Source organism: Pseudomonas sp. SA195 (genome assembly GCF_054131565.1).
Genome location: NZ_CP096392.1, coordinates 788883 through 806753, shown reverse-complemented (window position 1 = coordinate 806753; position 17871 = coordinate 788883). Strand labels below are relative to the sequence as shown.

Genomic DNA, 17871 nt, shown 5'->3' with positions numbered 1-17871 from the left:
GAGGGCGAGCCTTTGGTTTCGGCAACACGCTTGTGTTTAAATACGGCGTCTTTGCCCTGGCCCGCCGGGGCGCCCATCATAACAGGACGGCTCCGCGCGAGACAGCCAGCCGTCACAGGGACGCAAGCCGCCATGCAAGTGAAACACCTGCTGCTGATCGCCATATTTGCCCTTACCGCTGCCTGCTCCTCCAAGGAAACCATCAGCGAGAACCTCGGCGAAGCGGAACTGTACCAGCAGGCACAGGCTGACCTGGACGACCGCAGTTTCACCAGTGCCATCAACAAGCTGAAGGCGCTCGAATCCCGATACCCCTTCGGCCGGTTCGCCGAACAGGCTCAGCTGGAACTGATCTACGCCTACTACCGCAACAGCGAGCCGGAAGCGGCCCGATCATCGGCCGAACGCTTCATCCGCCTGCATCCGCAACACCCCAATGTCGACTATGCCTACTACCTCAAGGGCCTCGCCTCGTTCGACCAGGACCGCGGCCTGCTGGCGCGCTTCCTGCCGCTGGACATGACCAAGCGCGACCCGGGTGCCGCCCGCGATTCCTTCAACGAATTCGCCCAGCTGACCAGCCGCTACCCGAACAGCCGCTACGCACCCGACGCCAAGGCACGCATGGTCTACCTGCGCAACCTGCTCGCCGCTAATGAAATACACGTTGCCGATTACTACTTGCGTCGCCAGGCATACGTCGCGGCCGCCAATCGCGGACGGTACGTGGTGGAGAACTTCCAGGGCACACCGGCCGTCGGCGATGGCCTGGCTGTCATGACCGAGGCCTATCAGCATCTCGATCTCGACGAGCTGGCCAACACCAGCCTCGAAACGCTCAAGCTCAATTACCCGGACCACCCCAGCCTGGAAGAGGGGCAGTTCGTGCCGCGCGAGCAAGAATCGGATAACCGCAGCTGGCTGTCACGTGCCACCCTGGGCCTGATCGAGACGGAGAATGCCTCGCCCGATACCACACAGTCGAACCTCGACGTGGTGCGCCAATACGAAGCCGCCGCCAAGGATCTGCCGGACGAACTGCGGCCGGTGTTGCGCGAGGCCGAAGCGGAAGCCGAGGCCGGCGAGGAGCGCGACGACGGCCGCTCCTGGTGGAGCTACCTGACCTTCGGCCTGTTCGATTGAATTTCGGCCCGAAACCGCTACCCGGGCTGTCCGGATGACAGCCCTGCCCACGGCCTAGCCAGGAAGTACCGATATGGGTCTGTTCCGCCTGTTGTTCTGGATCATCCTGATCGCCGCAGCGTTCTGGCTATGGCGGCGTCTGAAGAAAAGCGCCAGCACGCGTTCCGCCAAGCAGCCCAGGCAGGCCGGTTTGATGGTCCGTTGCGCGAACTGTGGCGTGCACGTGCCTCAGGATCAGGCCCTGCAGAACAATGACCAATGGTTCTGCAGCCAGGCCCACCTACAACAGAGCGGCAAGCCCGGTGGGAACTGAACGCCTGACGTTCCTGAGCTCGCAAGGCCGCCGCATTCTGCGTCTCTACCATCTTTATCGCGTCACGATCGGGCTGGTGCTGGTTCTGCTCGTCAGCAGCGACCTGCACAACGACCTGATGCGCATGAGCAATCCACAGGCTTTTACCCAGGGGGCCTGGATCTACCTGATCCTGAATATCCTGGCTGCGGTGTTGCTACAGAACCCCAAGCGGGAAATGGCCGTGCTGGCACTGGCTGTGCTGGACGTCAGCCTGTTGTCCGCCCTGTTTTATTTCGCGGGCGGCACACCCAGCGGCATCGGCAACCTATTGATCGTGGCGGTTGCGATTGCCAACGTCCTGCTGCGCGGGCGACTAGGTTTCCTCATTGCAGCAGTGGCTGCGACCGGACTCATCTACCTGACGTTCTATCTCAGCCTGGCCAACCCCGAGGCCAGCAGCCAATACGTCCAGGCCGCCGCGCTTGGCACCTTGTGCTTTGCCGCCGCCCTGCTAGTCCAAGGGCTGACTCGGCGCCTGCAGGATAGTGAAAGCCTGGCCCGCCAGCGCGCCGAGGAGGTCGCCAACCTCGAGGCACTCAATGCCCAGATTCTGCAGCGCATGCGAACCGGCATCATCGTGCTGGGACCACAAGACCGCGTCCTGCTGGCCAACCAGGGCGCGCTCGAGCTGTTAGGCCAGACCGAGCTGACTGGCGAGCGTCTGGCACCGCGCTGCCCTGAACTACTCAAGGCACTCCAGCGCTGGCGTGACAATCCAACCCTGCGCCCGAGTAACTTCAAGGCCACCCCCAACGGCGTGACCCTGCAGCCCAGCTTCGCGAGCCTGCAACACGGCGTCACGCAAGACACCCTCGTCTTCCTGGAAGACATCTCCCAGATTGCGCAAAAGGCGCAGCAGCTCAAGCTCGCCTCGTTGGGCCGGCTCACGGCAAGCATCGCGCACGAAATCCGCAACCCACTCGGCGCAATCAGCCACGCGGCGCAGCTGCTGCAAGAATCCGATGCGCTGGACGGGCCGGACATGCGTCTCGCCCAGATCATTCAGGACCACTCGAGGCGGATGAACCTGGTCATCGAAAACGTCTTGCAACTGTCGCGACGACGCCAGGCCGAACCACAACTACTCGATCTGAAATACTGGACGCACCGGTTCGCAAGCGAATTTCGCACCAGCTTGCCACCGCGCCAGAGCGTCCATGTGGAAACCCAGGGTAGCTCCCTGCAAACCCGCATGGATCCCAACCAGCTGGTTCAGGTGCTCACTAACCTGGTCCAGAATGGCCTGCGCTACAGCGCACAGCGGCACGACGAGGCCCAGGTCTGGCTGCGCCTGTTCCGTGACGAGGCCAGCGACCTGCCCGTACTGGAAGTGCTCGACGATGGCCCGGGCGTCCCGGCCGAGCAGGTCCAGAACATTTTCGAACCCTTCTTCACCACCGAAAGCAAGGGCACCGGTCTCGGCCTCTACATTTCGCGGGAGCTGTGCGAGAGCAATCAGGCGCGCCTGGACTATCGTGAACGGGAGGAAGGCGGCAGCTGCTTCCGGATCGTGTTCGCGCACCCGCGCAAGCTGGCCTGATCCAGCTGGAGCTGGCAGCAAGTCACACAACGATCAGGGGCGGGGTACAAAGCGCCAGCTAGGGCGTTACCATTGCAAGCCGCCCTACCCGTCGCAGAAGAAAGAACGAGACCATGACCGCCCGGCAGAAAGCCCTGATCATCGACGACGAACCAGACATCCGGGAGCTGCTGGAAATCACCCTCGGACGCATGAAGCTCGATACCCGCAGCGCACGCAATCTCAAGGAAGCACGCGAATGCCTGGCGCGCGAGCACTATGACCTCTGCCTGACCGACATGCGGCTGCCTGATGGCAGCGGCCTGGAGCTGGTGCAACACATTCAGCAGAAATACCCGCAGTTACCAGTGGCCATGATCACGGCCTATGGCAGCCTGGACACTGCCATAGGCGCGCTCAAGGCAGGCGCGTTCGACTTTCTCACCAAGCCGGTGGACCTCGGTCGGCTGCGCGAATTGGTCAACACCGCCCTGCGCCTGCGCGCACCCAACCCCAACGACCTGACCGTCGACAGCCGCTTACTCGGTTCCTCACCGCCGATGAACCAGCTGCGCAAGCAGATCGGCAAGTTGGCACGCAGCCAGGCGCCGGTCTACATCAGCGGCGAGTCAGGCAGCGGCAAGGAGCTGGTGGCACGCCTGATCCACGAACAGGGCCCGCGCAACGAGCAGCCCTTCGTGCCGGTCAACTGTGGCGCAATCCCATCTGAGCTCATGGAAAGCGAGTTCTTCGGGCACAAGAAAGGCAGTTTCACCGGCGCCATAGAGGACAAGCTCGGCTTGTTCCAGGCAGCCAATGGCGGCACGCTGTTTCTCGACGAGGTGGCGGACCTGCCGCTCCCCATGCAGGTCAAGCTGCTGCGCGCTATCCAGGAAAAAGCGGTGCGCGCCGTGGGGGGAGCAAAGGAAGTGGTGGTGGACGTACGTATCCTGTGCGCCACTCACAAAGACCTGGCGGCTGAAGTCAGCGCTGGCCGCTTTCGCCAGGATCTGTATTACCGCCTCAATGTCATCGAACTACGCGTGCCACCGCTACGTGAACGCCGCGAAGACATTGCGCAGCTGGCCGATACCATGCTGAAGCGGCTCGCGCAGGAATGTGGCGACACGCCAGCGCGGCTGCATCCCGACGCCCTGGCCAAACTGCAGAGCTACCGGTTCCCCGGCAATGTGCGCGAGCTGGAGAACATGCTCGAACGCGCCTATACGCTGTGCGAAGACGACCAGATCAAAGCCGCCGACCTGCGCCTGGCCGACGCGCCCGGGATGGGCGACGGTGGTGAGGCGAGCCTTGCCCAGATCGATAACCTCGAAGATCACCTGGAAGAGGTCGAGCGCAAGCTGATCATGCAAGCACTCGAGGAGACGCGCTGGAACCGGACGGCCGCAGCGCAGCGCCTCGGGCTGTCGTTCCGCTCGATGCGCTATCGTTTGAAAAAGCTTGGGCTGGATTGACGGAAACTGGAGGCGGACTTGAGCGCCCGGAGACGCCCTGCCCCCTCCAGCTGCGCAACCAGCAACGTTACCCTTGGGACAGCAGGTTGCGCAGATCGATGATCGCCGCGTTCGCCCGCGAAATGTAGTTGGCCATTACCAACGAATGATTCGCCAGCACGCCGTAACCGCTGCCGTTTAGGACCATCGGACTCCACAGCGGCTCCTGCGCCGCTTCGAGCTCACGAATGATTTGGCGGACGCTGACCGTAGCATTCTTCTTCGCCAGCACGTCGGCGAAATCGACCTCCACCGCCCGCAGCAGATGCGACAGCGCCCACGCCTGGCCACGAGCCTCGTAGAACACGTTGTCGATCTGCAACCAGGCCGTTTCAACGCGCTCCTCTTCTACTTCCGGCGCTACGCCTTGTGCCTGTAGTTCGGGCGCCAGCTTCGCGTCCAGGCGCACCCGGCCAACACTGGCGGATAGCCGCTGCGACAACGACCCCAGCCGTGTTCCCACGTCGCCCAGCCAATTGTTCAAATTATCCGCGCGGGCATAGAACTGGGCTTTCGGCGCTGGGTCGCTGAGGCGCGCCAGATAGCGGTCGAGAAACCGGATGCCATTGCGGTATTCAGCTTCGCTGGCCGGCAACGCCCAACTGCGGTTATCGAAGTTGAACAGCGGCTCGGCCTTCGACAGATCGGAGTCCTCAGTGGACTGCGACTGCGAGCGCGCAAAGTCCTTGCGCAACGCGCGGCTAAGATCGCGCACCTGCACCAGCACGCCATATTCCCAGGCCGGCATGTTGTCCAGCCAGAGGCCGGGCGGGGCGATATCGTTGGTCAGGTAGCCGCCCGGTTTATCGAGCAAAGTGCTGGCGACCTGCTTGAGCGTTTCGACCGTCGTGTAACCATTGGCAATCTGTCGCTGTGCCGCGTCCGCGGCCTGTCGAACGTGCTGCTGAACCGGGAAACGATCCGGCTCGCGACTCCAGTACCAACCGAGAATCAGCGAAACCAGCAGATAGACACCAACCACCGCGGCCAGGGCCAGCCACAGCGAATTGCGCCCCGCCCTGTCCGCCGTCGCGCTGTTTCCCGACGAGCCGGAGCGGCCAAGACGGTTTTTCCAATCCAACATGAGCAATGTCCTTCTCTCGTTTTCAGAGGTTCGACCGCCGGTCTGCGTGAAGCGTTGCGATCGGCGAGCCACTATAACGCAGGGAGCCAGGCACTAACGCACAATGAGAACCAGCGCGCCAAAGCGGCATCATCGTCACGCGGACGAGGTGGTAGCATGCAGCCACCATCGCGCCTCGACAGGTCAGTCGCATCGGCCAGGAAAAACCGGGAATGTCGGACCAGGAAAATCTCAAGCAACATTTCGCGCAACGGGTGATCCATCAAGCCCGTGAAGTGCTGGAAGTCTGGCAACAACTGCAGCGTGGTGAATGGAACGAGGCCTATCGCAGCGCCCTGAGCGAAGCCAATCAGCGGCTGCGACGCTTCGCCGAACGCTTCGACCAGAACGAACATCGACTGCTCGCCCTGAGCATCGAGGAGTGCCTAGGCGACATTCGCGACAACCGCGGCCGGCTGTCGAGCGACACCATTTCGACCCTCAGCCAATTGGTCTACCGCCTGGCCCGCACCGGCCTGCGCCATGGCGACCCGCGCGGGCAGTCAGCCTACGTGCCGCCGCTGAGCAAGCCCGTCTATATCGCGTTGGACAACCATGAACGCGCCCTGCATGTGGTTCGTCAGCTGGAGTTCTTCAGCATGACGGCACAGGCATTCGTCGACGACCGTCAGTTCCTCGCCGCCATGCATGAGCGCCACCCCGCCGCGATCGTCATGGATGTCGACTTTAACGGGACGGGTGAGGGGTTGAAGATGGTCGAGCGCATTCAGCAAGGCCTCGAGGAAAAGCTACCGATCCTATTCTTCAGCCACAGCGACACCGATACACCGATGCGCCTTGCCGCGGTTCGCGCGGGCGGGCTGGACTTCTTCACCGGCAGCCTGGATGCCTCGAGCCTGCTCGAGCGGATCGAGATTTTCACCCGCACGGCGCACTACGAGCCCTTTCGCGTCCTCATCATCGATGACTCCCGTGCCCAGGCCACCCACACCGAGCGCGTGCTGAACAACGCCGGCATCATTACCCGAACCCTCAATGACCCCATCCAGGCGATCAACCATCTCGCCGAGTTCCAGCCGGACCTGATCATTCTCGACATGTACATGCCCGACTGCATGGGTACCGAGCTAGCCAAGGTGATCCGCCAGCACGAGCGGTATGTCAGCGTGCCGATCATCTACCTCTCGGCCGAGGATGACCTGGACAAGCAGCTCGACGCTATGAACGAGGGCGGCGATGACTTCCTTACTAAGCCGATCAAGCCCAGCCACTTGATCGCTACGGTACGCACCCGCGCCGAGCGGGCACGCAACCTCAAGGCCCGGATCGTACGCGACAGCCTCACCGGTCTTTACAACCACACCCACAGCCTGCAGCTGCTGGAGGACGCTTGTGCCCGCTCGCGGCGCGACGGCCAATCGCTGTGCTTTGCCATGATCGACATCGATCACTTCAAGCGGGTCAACGACACCTACGGGCATCCGATGGGCGACCGGGTCATCAAGAGCCTGGCTTTGTTCCTCAAGCAGCGCCTGCGCAAGACCGACCACATCGGTCGCTACGGTGGTGAGGAGTTCGCCGTCGTGCTGCCCGACACGGCGATCGGCGACGCCTGGAAAGTACTCGACGACATTCGCCAGCGCTTTGCCGAGATACGCTTCCCTGCCCAACCGGCAGACCTTACGTGTACATTCAGCTGCGGCATTACCGAACTGAGCAGCGGCGCAGACACCAAGGCCATGACGCAGCAAGCGGACGAAGCGCTGTACCGCGCCAAGAAGAGTGGACGAAATTGCGTCGAACGGTTCGACGCTGTCACATGAGTGACATCATTTAGCCATACCGTCCTAGCCTCCCCGCCAGCTGGAGGCCAGGAATGCGCCTTAAATCGCTCACCACCATCAATACTCTGCTGCTCGTGGCGATCTGCCTGGCGCTCGGCCTCACCCTGTGGTGGTCGGAACGCGCGCTCAGCCGTCCTTATCAGCTCATGGCGCAGTACCTCAACCTGTCGCAGCAATTTCAGACCGACGTGGCGCGCAACATCAGCGGTTACCTGGCCTCTGGCGATACGCTGCGTCATAACGCGGCTGTTCAATCACTGGACGCCCTGGCCAGCGAAATCGAAGGGCTACCGCCCGCGTTCGCCGAGCAAGTGCGGCCAAGCCTCGAGGCGCTGCGCCAGTTCACCGCAGGCGAACTGCTGGCCGCCGGTAAGCTCGCAGGCGATCCTCAGGGCCTGCTACTACAGGCCGAGCGCGAGCTGGCAGGCAATCTCGAGCAGCTCCAACGGTATGTCGGCAAAAGCTCAGCGCTGGCTGCTTCGAGTTATCAACTCCCGCTGTTCGAAGCCAGCCGCCACCTGCTACGCCTAAGCCATGCCCGCGCCAAGCTGGTATCCAGCGGCCGCGATGAATTGGCATCGGAAGTCGAACAAGCCCTGGCAGGGCTTACCCAGGAAGTGGAGCGAATTGGATCGCTGCCGCTGCTAGGCGTGGTCACCGAACAGCGTTCCGGTGCAAGCGCGTTTGCCGCAATACTCGACTTGGACAGCGAGGCGGCAGACAGCAGCGAGGACGAGGGGGTCGCCTTCAAACGGGAACTGTCGAGCTTGCTCAAGCGATACCCCGCCGAGCTTCAGCGCACCCGGGACCTGATTCGCCAACGCAGCGAACTGGCAGCCAGCAGTGCCGAGCGCATCGCCGGTTTGCAGGATTCGCTGGGCAAGCTGGAGCCGGAAATCCGCGACCAGTATGGGCAGATCCAGTTCGAGGTGCGTTTGATCCAGGGGACCATCATCGCGTTGATCCTGCTGATCGCCCTGGCCATCGACCAACTGCAGCGGCGTCTCACGCAGGCGCTCGGCCAATTGGTCCCGGCGCTCTCATCCTGGGCAAAGGGCGACTTCAGTCAACACGTCGCGCTTCGCTCGAACACACCGGAACTGATCGATATCGCGACCTCGCTCAACCAGTTGCGCGGCTACCTGCTGGGGCTGGTCGGCACGCTGCGCGAACACGCCGAAGAAGTCAGCCAGAGCAGCCACAACCTGGCGTTGATGAGCAGCAACCTGCATCAGGGCGCGAGTCGCCAGACCGAAGACACGGCACAGATTCGAGATTCACTGGCCGAACTCGAAGCGACTATCCAGGACGTAGCCAACGGCGCTGGACAAACCGCGGAAGCCGGGCAGGCGGCAAGCAGCGCCGTCGCGCATGGACAGCAGGTGATCAGCCAGAGCCTGGCCGGCCTGCGTGGGCTGGTCGATGAGGTAGAGGACAACGCCGTCGCCATTGAACGCCTGGCCAACGAGACCAGCTCGATCGGCAGCGTGCTGACCGTTATCCGGGCCATTGCCGAGCAGACGAACCTGCTTGCGTTAAACGCGGCCATCGAGGCAGCCCGGGCCGGCGAACAGGGCCGCGGATTTGCCGTGGTAGCGGACGAGGTGCGAACACTGGCACAGCGCACCAGCGGCGCGACCGAAGAGATTCAACAGCTGATTGGCACGTTGCAGAAGGCGGCCCACCAGTCGCTAGCAGCCATGCGCGTCCAGGTCGATCATGCACGCGGCACCGCCGAGCTCGCCGAGACTGCCGACCAGGCCTTGCTGCGAATCGTCGAGACCATCGGCAGCATCGAACACATGGCCGCGCAGATCGCGCAAGCCACCGCCCAGCAGGGCGACGCCGTGAGCGAGATTCGCGGGCATAGCGAGCGCATCCATCAGTTAGGCGACACTAACCTGGAACACATCAGCCAAGGTCGGGAGCAGAGCGAGCAGATGCTGCGCCTGGCGGGCGACCTCAACCGGGCGACTCAGACGTTCCGCTGCTGACCGAAGCGGAACGCTAGCGCCCGGATGCGCCAATCAGCGCGGTACGGCCGGCCGCTGGGACGGCTTGCGGCTCTTTGGCGGTTTGCCGTTGCCGGCCGCCGCCTTGCGGCGTGCTTCGGCGGCAGCCTTGGCCTGCTCGCGCTTGTCCCAGGCATTGCCGTCATGGCTGCGTGGTGGCAAGCCATTGTGCTGGGTAAGGATCTGTCCGCCCTGCCCCGCCTTCTTGCTGCCGGCCGGCGTCGAGTTCTTTCGACGCGCGCTGTGGTAACCCTCGGTCGCCGGCTGATGCGCCGGGATGAGCTGGTGCTTGCCGCTGCCGATCAGATCGCCGCGCCCCATGCGCAATAGCGCCTCGCGCAGCATCGGCCAGCCCTTGGGGTCGTGATAGCGCAGGAAAGCCTTGTGCAGGCGGCGCTGCTCCTCGCTCTTGACGATGGCGACCTCTTCGCTTTTGTACGTCACCTTGCGCAGCGGGTTCTTGCCGCTGTGGTACATGGCCGTGGCGCTGGCCATCGGCGAGGGGTAGAAGGCCTGAACCTGATCGGCGCGGAAGCCATTGGCCTTTAGCCACAGCGCGAGATTCATCATGTCCTCGTCAGTGGTGCCGGGATGCGCCGCGATGAAGTACGGGATCAGGTACTGCTCCTTGCCCGCCTCCTTGGAAAACTTGTCGAACATGCGCTTGAACCGGTCATAGGAGCCGATTCCAGGTTTCATCATCTTGTCCAACGGCCCGCGCTCGGTGTGCTCGGGCGCGATTTTCAGATAGCCGCCGACGTGATGGGTGACCAGTTCCTTGACGTATTCGGGCGATTCCACGGCGAGGTCATAACGCAGCCCCGAGGCGATCAGGATCTTCTTCACGCCTGGCAGCGCGCGCGCTTTGCGGTACAGCTCGATCAACGAGCTATGGTCGGTGTTCAGGTTTTCACAAATGCCGGGATACACGCACGACGGCTTGCGGCAGTGCTTCTCGATCTCCGTGCTCTTGCAGGCGATGCGATACATGTTGGCGGTAGGCCCGCCGAGGTCGGACACCACGCCAGTGAACCCCGGCAGCTTCTTCATCTCCTCGATCTCATGCAGGATCGATTCGTGCGAGCGGTTCTGGATGATTCGGCCTTCATGCTCGGTGATCGAACAGAAGGTGCAGCCGCCGAAGCAGCCGCGCATGATGTTCACCGAGAAGCGGATCATCTCGTAGGCTGGAATCTTGCTGCCGCCATACGCCGGATGCGGGACCCGCGCGAACGGCGAGGCGAACACATAGTCCATCTCCTCGGTGCTCAACGGAATGGGCGGCGGGTTCAGCCAAATGTCATGGTCGCCGTGCCGTTGCACCAGCGCACGCGCATTGCCCGGATTGGTCTCCAGATGCAGGACGCGGTTGGCATGGGCGTAAAGCGCAGGGTCGTTGCGCACTTTCTCGAAAGACGGCAACCGGATGACGGTCCTGTCGCGCTCGATCTTCGGGTTCGGCAGCAACTGGACGACCTTCGCCTCGTTCGGGTCATCCGCCAGGCCACTCCCGCCTTTTTCCTGCTCGATGGCGCACGACTGCAGGTCTTGGGTACTGACGTAAGGATTGATGATCTTGTCGACCTTGCCCGGACGGTCGATCCGGGTGGAGTCGATCTCGAACCAGCCCTGAGGCGAATCCTTGCGCAGGAAGGCGGTGCCGCGTACGTCGGTGATCTCTTCGACCCGTTCACCACGAGCCAGGCGCTGCGCCACCTCGACCACAGCGCGCTCAGCGTTGCCGTACAGCAGGATGTCGGCCGTGGCGTCCATCAGGATCGAGCGGCGGACCTTGTCCTGCCAGTAATCGTAGTGGGCGATGCGGCGTAGCGATGCCTCGATGCCACCAAGGATCACTGGCGTGTCCTTGTAGGCCTCCTTGCAACGCTGGCTGTAGACCAGGCTGGCGCGATCCGGGCGCTTGCCGGCCTGCCCGCCAGCGGTATAGGCGTCATCCGAGCGCACCTTCCGGTCGGCGGTGTAGCGGTTGATCATCGAATCCATGTTGCCCGCCGCGATGCCGAAGAACAGATTCGGCTGGCCGAGCTTCATGAAATCGTCTTTGCTCTGCCAGTTGGGCTGGCTGATGATGCCAACGCGAAAGCCCTGCGCTTCGAGCAGGCGGCCAATGATCGCCATGCCGAACGACGGATGGTCGACGTAGGCGTCCCCGGTGACGATGATCACGTCGCACGAATCCCAGCCGAGCTGATCCATCTCCTCTCTGCTCATCGGCAGGAAAGGCGCTGGACCGAAACACTCGGCCCAGTACTTGGGATAGTCGAACAATGGCTTGGCTGCGTGCATGGCGGAGCACCGGGGCAACGAAAACGGGCGCGGAATATAGCACAAAAAATGATCAAGCCCGACCATTGCGCAGGGTCTTTCTCACGCGGGGCGACAGGCGCACCCGCCGCCCCTGCGCGCCGTTATACTCGCGCGACCCAGCCCCTGCTTCGAGTTCCGGATATCCCGGTGCGCACCCTTCTCATCGCGTTGCTCATGACCCTCTCAAGCCTGGGCATCGCTCGGGCCGACACCCTCGTTCTCGACCCGACCGACAGTGGCCGCGGGCTCAACACCCAGGTCGACCTGCTGGAAGGCCGGGACGCAGCTGGACATCCAACAGCTTCAAGCCCCCGAGATACAGGCCCGCTTCCAGCCCGCCCACGGCAAGGCCAGCGTAGGGCAGAGCCCGAACCCCTGGTGGATCCGGGTCAAACTCCAGCGCACCCACGACGCGCCGGCGTCCTGGTGGCTGGAAGTCGGCTCGGTCACGCTGAAGGATCTGCGCCTCTACCTGCCGGACGGCAATGGGGGCTGGCAAGAGCGGCAATCCGGAGAGCGGGTCGGCTTCAACGAAGGGCGCGACTACCCCTATCGACGCATGCTGTTCCGGCTGCCGCCGCTGGACGACCAACAGGCGGCGACTGTTTACCTGCGCAGCTATGACCCGGCCGGCAATTCCTTTCCGCTCAAGGTTTGGCAACTCGACGCGCTGCAGGAGCAGGCCGTTGGCGAGAACCTGTTTCTCGGCCTCGTCTACGGCGTGATCCTGGCGATGCTGCTCTACAACCTGTTCATTTTTCTCAGCCTGCACGACACCGCCTATTTCTGGTACGTCATGACCACCAGCGGCGCCCTGCTGATGATCCTGGCGATGACCGGCCACGGTTTCCAGTACCTCTGGCCTGGCGGGCCGGTCCCGTTCTGGCTGGATCGCATCAGCATCCCGGCACTGTGGGGCTTCAGCGCCTGTCGCTTCACACAAACCTTGTTGCAAACGCGCCGCTTCGTACCCTGGGCGCATCGGCTGCTGACCTTCGCCTGCGTGCTCTACGGGCTCGCTGTGCTGCTCAATGCCTTCGGCTGGCGCGCATTCGGCGCCTGGGTCTTCGTGGCGTTGGCGTTCACTGCGATACCGGCCTCGCTCTGGGCCTCGTTTGGCCGCTGGCGCCAAGGCTACTTTCCAGCGGTGCTCTACCTGCTCGGTTTCGGCGTGATTCTCGGCAGCGTCAACCTGCTGCTCTTGCGTGCGACCGGCGTCGTCCAGCCCGCCGCCTGGAATGCATTCGCCTTTCCGCTGGCCGTTGCTGCCGAATCCATCCTGTTCTCCTTTGCCCTGGCCTACCGCATCCAGATTCTCAAACAGGAGCGCGCCGCGGCGCTGGAGCATGCCGACCGCGAAAAGAGCGAGCGGCTGCGACACATTCAAGCCAGCGCCGAACAGCTCAGCCTTGCCGTTGAGGCACGCACCGCGGAACTCGCCGAAGCCAACCGGCACCTCAGCGCCCAGGAAGTCGAGCTCAAGCAGGCAGCCTTCCACGACCCGCTGACCGAGCTGCCGAACCGCCGCTTCCTAATCGAGCGCATCGAGCAGGCCATGGGCGAGGCTCGCCAGCGGGGCGAGTCCGTTGCGCTGCTGTTGATCGATCTGGATCACTTCAAGCCGATCAATGACGGGTACGGCCACGATGCTGGCGACCTACTGTTGCGCACCCTTGGCCAGCGTTTGCGCAGCCTGGTGCGCAGCAGCGACATGGCTGCCCGGCTGGGCGGCGACGAATTCGCGGTACTGCTGACCGGGCCGGATGCTGAGCAGGACGCCGCGCCGATTGCCGAACGCCTGCTTGATGAACTGTCGCGGCCGGTGCCTTATCGAGGTGTTGGGCTGGCCGTGACTGTCAGCGTCGGCGCGGCATTCTTTCCCCGTCATGCCGGTGAGTTCTCACAGCTCCACAAAGCGGCGGACGAAGCGCTCTATCAAGCCAAGCAGCGGGGCCGGGCGAACTGGGTGCAACAGGACGGACAGGCCGCGGCCGATCAGCCGATATAACGACGCGGCACCCGGCCGGTCACTTTGGTCAGCAATTCATAGCCAATGGTGCCGCATGCCTGGGCCAGCTCGTCGATCGGCATCTGCGCGCCCCACAGCTCTACCGCATCACCAGGATGAGCCTGCGGCAAGTCGGTAAGGTCCACCGCAAGCATGTCCATCGATACCCGACCAGCCAAGGGCACACGCTGCCCGTGGATGACCACTGACGTGCCGGCCGGCGCGCTGCGCGGATAACCATCGGCATAACCGCAGCTCACCGTTCCGATTCGCGAGGGTCGCTGCGCCACCCAGCTGGCACCGTAGCCGACGCTGTCACCGGCCGGCACCTCACGCACCGCGATCAGCGCCCCGGTCAGCGTCATTGCCGGCTTGAGCCCCAGCTCCCTGGCGCTCAGTTCGGCGAATGGCGTGGCGCCGTAGAGCATGATGCCGGGCCGGATCCAGGCCATATGTGCCTGTGGCAAGGTCAGCACCGCAGCGGAATTAGCTAGCGAGCACTGATCGAACGCCAACGGCAGCAGCTCCGCATAGCGTTCAAGCTGCAGTTCGTTCAGCGGATGGCCGCGCTCGTCGGCGCAGGCAAAATGGCTGATCAGGTTCAGTTCGCTGACCTGAGCCGCTCCCGTCAGCAGCGCATGGCATTCCCTCAGCTCAGCCAGGCTGAAGCCCAGCCGGTGCATACCCGAGTCCAGTTTAAGCCACACGTTCAGCGGCCGCGCCAACTCAGCGCGCAACAGCCATTCAGCCTGGCGCCGGTCCTGAATTGCGACGTCCAGCCCCAGCTCGGCAGCGCGCAGATATTCCGCGGGTTCGAAGCAACCTTCGAGCAGCAGGATTCGCGTCTCGGGGGCCTCAGCACGAATCGTTTCGGCTTCTTCGAGGCAGGCTACAGCGAAGCCATCGGCAAGATCGTGCAACGCCGCCACGATTTCAGGCGCGCCGTGGCCGTAGGCGTTGGCCTTGACGACGGCGAACGCCTTGCGCTGGGGCGCGCATTGCTTGGCGAGCTGGTAGTTGTGGCGTATCGCGGTCAGATCGACCGTGGCGACCAACGGGCGCATGGGTGTGATTCCTGTACAGCGGCGGGCGAGGCGGGAATCTTACTCTGCGCACACTCGGTCGTGCAGGCCGACCCGCTATGCAAAGGCACGGCTCGCACCGAAGTACGGAACATGCCGACAGCGGCTACTCGTCGTCGAACTGATAGCTACCCGGCGCCAGGTTCTCGAACCGTGAATACTTGCCAAGAAAGGCCAGGCGGGTCGTGCCAATCGGGCCGTTCCGTTGTTTCCCGATGATGATTTCGGCGACGCCCTTGTACTCGGTCTCCGGGTGATAGACCTCGTCCCGGTAGACGAACATGATGATGTCAGCGTCCTGCTCGATCGCCCCCGATTCGCGCAAGTCGGAGTTCACCGGGCGCTTGTTGGGGCGTTGCTCCAGGGAGCGGTTGAGCTGCGACAAGGCGATCACCGGGCAATTGAACTCCTTCGCCAGGCCTTTGAGGGACCGGGAGATTTCGGAAATTTCGTTGGTCCGGTTGTCGCCGCTGGAGCCGGGAATCTGCATCAGCTGCAAGTAGTCGACCATGATCATGCCGATCTCGCCGTGCTCGCGCGCCAAACGCCGGGTGCGCGCGCGCATTTCCGACGGGCTGATACCCGCGGTATCGTCGATGAACAGCTTGCGGTCGTTGAGCAGATTGACGGCCGAGGTGAGTCGCGGCCAATCGTCATCGCTGAGCTTGCCGGTACGCACCTTGGTTTGGTCGATGCGACCGAGCGAGGCCAGCATACGGATCACGATGGAGTCGGCAGGCATTTCCAGCGAGTAGACCAAGATCGCCTTGTCGGAGCGAAGCACGGCGTTTTCGACCAGGTTCATGGCGAAGGTGGTCTTACCCATGGAGGGGCGGCCCGCCACGATGATGAGATCCGCTGGCTGCAGGCCGCTGGTCGCTTCGTCGAGATCGGTAAAACCAGTGGACAGGCCCGTGATCGCTTCGCCTGCATTGAACAGCGTATCGATTCGATCGATCGCCTTGACCAGGATGTCGTTGATGCCGATTGGGCCGCCGGTCTTTGGCCGCGCTTCGGCAATCTGGAAGATTAGCCGCTCTGCCTCGTCGAGAATTTCCTCGCCGGTGCGGCCTTGCGGTGCGTAGGCGCTGTCGGCGATCTCGTTGCTGATGCCGATCAACTGCCGCAGCGTAGCGCGCTCGCGAATGATCTGCGCATAGGCCTTGATGTTCGCGACCGAGGGTGTGTTTTTCGCCAGCTCACCGAGATAGGCCAACCCGCCGACTTGAGCCAGATGGCCTTCCTTGTCCAGTTGCTCGGAAAGCGTCACCACATCGAACGGCGAGTTGCGTTCGGCGAGGGCGAAGATCGCGCGGAAGATCAGCCGGTGGTCATGGCGATAGAAATCGCCATCGGACACCTGATCGAGCACGCGCTCCCAGGAATTGTTGTCGAGCATCAGGCCACCCAGCACGGCTTGTTCGGCCTCGATCGAATGCGGCGGCACCTTGAGCGCGGCGGTTTCCAGATCGTATTGCTGTGGGATGCTGATGTCGTTCATGGCACTCGTGAATCAATGGGTTCAGAAAGACAAAGGGCACGTTCCACCTGGGTGGAAACGTGCCCGATGTTACGCGTCAGGCACCGGTGGTGCCAGACAACGACTGGCTTCAGCCAGCGACCACGATCAGCTTGACGGTCGCTTCGACGTCAGTGTGCAGGTGCACCGCGACGTCGTATTCGCCGACCTGACGGATAGTACCGTTAGGCAGACGGATTTCGCTCTTGGCCACTTCGACGCCGGAGGCGGTCAGCGCATCGGCGATGTCGTGGGTACCGATGGAACCGAACAGCTTGCCCTCATCGCCCGCGGTCGCGGTGATGGTGACTTCCAGCTCAGCCAATTGCGCAGCACGCGCTTCGGCGGACGCCTTGCGCTCGGCAGCGGCCTTTTCCAGCTCGGCACGGCGTGCTTCGAACTCGGCGATGTTCGCCGGGGTCGCAGCAGTGGCCTTGCGCTGTGGCAGCAGGTAGTTACGGCCGTAGCCGGCCTTGACGTTTACCTTGTCGCCCAGGTTGCCCAGGTTTGCGACTTTTTCCAGCAGGATGACTTCCATTTGAGCCTTACCTCTTAACTTTTAACCTTCACCGTCCGCAGGTCCCACATCGTCATCACGAGATGCGCGCCCGCGAAAATCAAACAAACTGTCGACAACGGCCAAAACGGCCAGTAACGGATAAATCAACTGCATGAACAACACCAGCGTGACATAAAGCCCAACCAGCCAGAACCGGGCCATACGCCCTTGCCTGACCAGCCCGTGGAGCAATGCGATGCCAGCAAAAACCAGCGGAACACTGCACAACGGCGCCATCATCGCCATCTGTACGCCTAGGCTCGGCCCTAGCAGGATGCCCATCAACAGCAACATCGCCGGCAGCGGGGTGAACCGCAGTGCCCTGAACTCCAGACCGAACCCACCTGGGTTGTAGAGCGATGCTTGCCAGTAACGCCCCAGCATCAGGCTGAGTAGCGTGGCAATTTGCAGCAAGGCCGCCAACAGACCGGTCAGAACCGGTGTCAGCAGCGAACCCAATCGCGCCTGCTCATCTGCCGAGAGTTGCTGGTAGGCGTCCGACAACATCTCGGGCAGCACTTTTTGCAACTCTGTGGCGAGTGCCGCAATCGGCTCACCGAAAACCACTCCGAGCGCCCAGGCGTACAACAGCCCAAGCCCTACGCTACACAGCATCACGCGGGACCAGGACGCCTGGTCGCGCAACAACCACGCAAGACCGAACGAACCCAGCAAGACCAGCAACGTGCGTGGATCACCGAAGAACCACCAGGCACAGGCGGGCACTATGGCCCAGACCAACACGCCCAACGCATCCCGAAACCCACGACGCAACAACACCAGGCTTCCGGCAGCCGCAGATAGCCAGAACAACATCGGCAATGCCGCGGAGCCTGCCACCACCACGATGGCTTGCACACGGCCGCGCATGATGAAATCAGCCAGGGCGCGCATGCGATCTATC

Annotated in this window: 12 protein-coding genes and 1 pseudogene; 7 read left to right on the top strand and 6 right to left on the bottom strand. The window is 62.9% G+C overall.

Translation table 11 applies throughout. The features are described from left to right. Positions 1-132: 132 nt before the first annotated feature. From M1D78_RS03635 to M1D78_RS03620, 4 genes are all read left to right on the top strand, one after another. A complete protein-coding gene (locus tag M1D78_RS03635) occupies positions 133-1143 on the top strand; it encodes an outer membrane protein assembly factor BamD (RefSeq protein WP_437422577.1) in 1011 nt (336 codons plus the stop codon). A 73-nt stretch (positions 1144-1216) separates the two neighbouring features. Further along, a complete protein-coding gene (locus M1D78_RS03630; RefSeq protein ID WP_437422576.1) occupies positions 1217-1456 on the top strand; it encodes a PP0621 family protein in 240 nt (79 codons plus the stop codon). Further along, a complete protein-coding gene (locus M1D78_RS03625) occupies positions 1446-3038 on the top strand; it encodes a sensor histidine kinase (protein WP_437422575.1) in 1593 nt (530 codons plus the stop codon). The genes M1D78_RS03630 and M1D78_RS03625 overlap by 11 nt, the downstream gene beginning before the upstream one ends. A 113-nt stretch (positions 3039-3151) precedes the next feature. After that, positions 3152-4492 (top strand): sigma-54-dependent transcriptional regulator, encoded by a 1341-nt coding sequence (locus tag M1D78_RS03620; RefSeq protein ID WP_437422574.1) that lies wholly within the window; start codon positions 3152-3154, stop codon positions 4490-4492. A 67-nt stretch (positions 4493-4559) separates the two neighbouring features. Here M1D78_RS03620 and M1D78_RS03615 read toward each other — a convergent pair whose 3' ends face one another. Next, entirely contained in the window at positions 4560-5615 is a 1056-nt protein-coding gene (locus tag M1D78_RS03615; protein ID WP_437422573.1) for a DUF2333 family protein, read from the bottom strand. Between the two features lie 212 nt (positions 5616-5827). Between M1D78_RS03615 and M1D78_RS03610 the strand changes: the two genes are divergently transcribed. Together M1D78_RS03610 and M1D78_RS03605 are read left to right on the top strand one after the other, a co-directional pair. Next, positions 5828-7438, top strand: coding sequence for a diguanylate cyclase (locus M1D78_RS03610; protein WP_437422572.1), 1611 nt, complete (start codon positions 5828-5830; stop codon positions 7436-7438). A gap of 53 nt (positions 7439-7491) precedes the next feature. After that, positions 7492-9453, top strand: coding sequence for a methyl-accepting chemotaxis protein (locus tag M1D78_RS03605; RefSeq protein ID WP_437422571.1), 1962 nt, complete (start codon positions 7492-7494; stop codon positions 9451-9453). 33 nt (positions 9454-9486) lie between these two features. On the opposite strand, the gene M1D78_RS03600 is transcribed toward M1D78_RS03605, so the two are convergent. Next, on the bottom strand, positions 9487-11778 hold the full coding sequence (locus tag M1D78_RS03600) for a YgiQ family radical SAM protein (protein WP_437422570.1): 2292 nt from the start codon (positions 11776-11778) through the stop codon (positions 9487-9489). A gap of 195 nt (positions 11779-11973) precedes the next feature. Between M1D78_RS03600 and M1D78_RS03595 the strand changes: the two are divergent. Then, positions 11974-13807: pseudogene (locus tag M1D78_RS03595) on the top strand (diguanylate cyclase domain-containing protein). On the opposite strand, the gene alr reads toward M1D78_RS03595, so the two are convergent. From alr to M1D78_RS03575, 4 genes are all read right to left on the bottom strand, one after another. Beyond that, positions 13795-14871 carry an alanine racemase gene (alr, locus tag M1D78_RS03590; protein ID WP_437422569.1) on the bottom strand — a complete coding sequence of 359 codons (1077 nt, stop codon included), beginning with the start codon at positions 14869-14871 and terminating at the stop codon, positions 13795-13797. The pseudogene M1D78_RS03595 and the gene alr sit on opposite strands and share 13 nt — an antisense overlap. A 124-nt stretch (positions 14872-14995) precedes the next feature. Then, positions 14996-16390: a replicative DNA helicase gene (dnaB, locus tag M1D78_RS03585; protein ID WP_437422568.1), complete on the bottom strand. Its 1395-nt coding sequence runs from the start codon at positions 16388-16390 to the stop codon at positions 14996-14998. Between the two features lie 109 nt (positions 16391-16499). Beyond that, positions 16500-16946 (bottom strand): 50S ribosomal protein L9, encoded by a 447-nt coding sequence (gene rplI, locus M1D78_RS03580; RefSeq protein ID WP_243607451.1) that lies wholly within the window; start codon positions 16944-16946, stop codon positions 16500-16502. A gap of 21 nt (positions 16947-16967) precedes the next feature. Then, on the bottom strand, positions 16968-17861 hold the full coding sequence (locus M1D78_RS03575) for a hypothetical protein (RefSeq protein WP_437422567.1): 894 nt from the start codon (positions 17859-17861) through the stop codon (positions 16968-16970). Between the last annotated feature and the right edge of the window lie 10 nt (positions 17862-17871).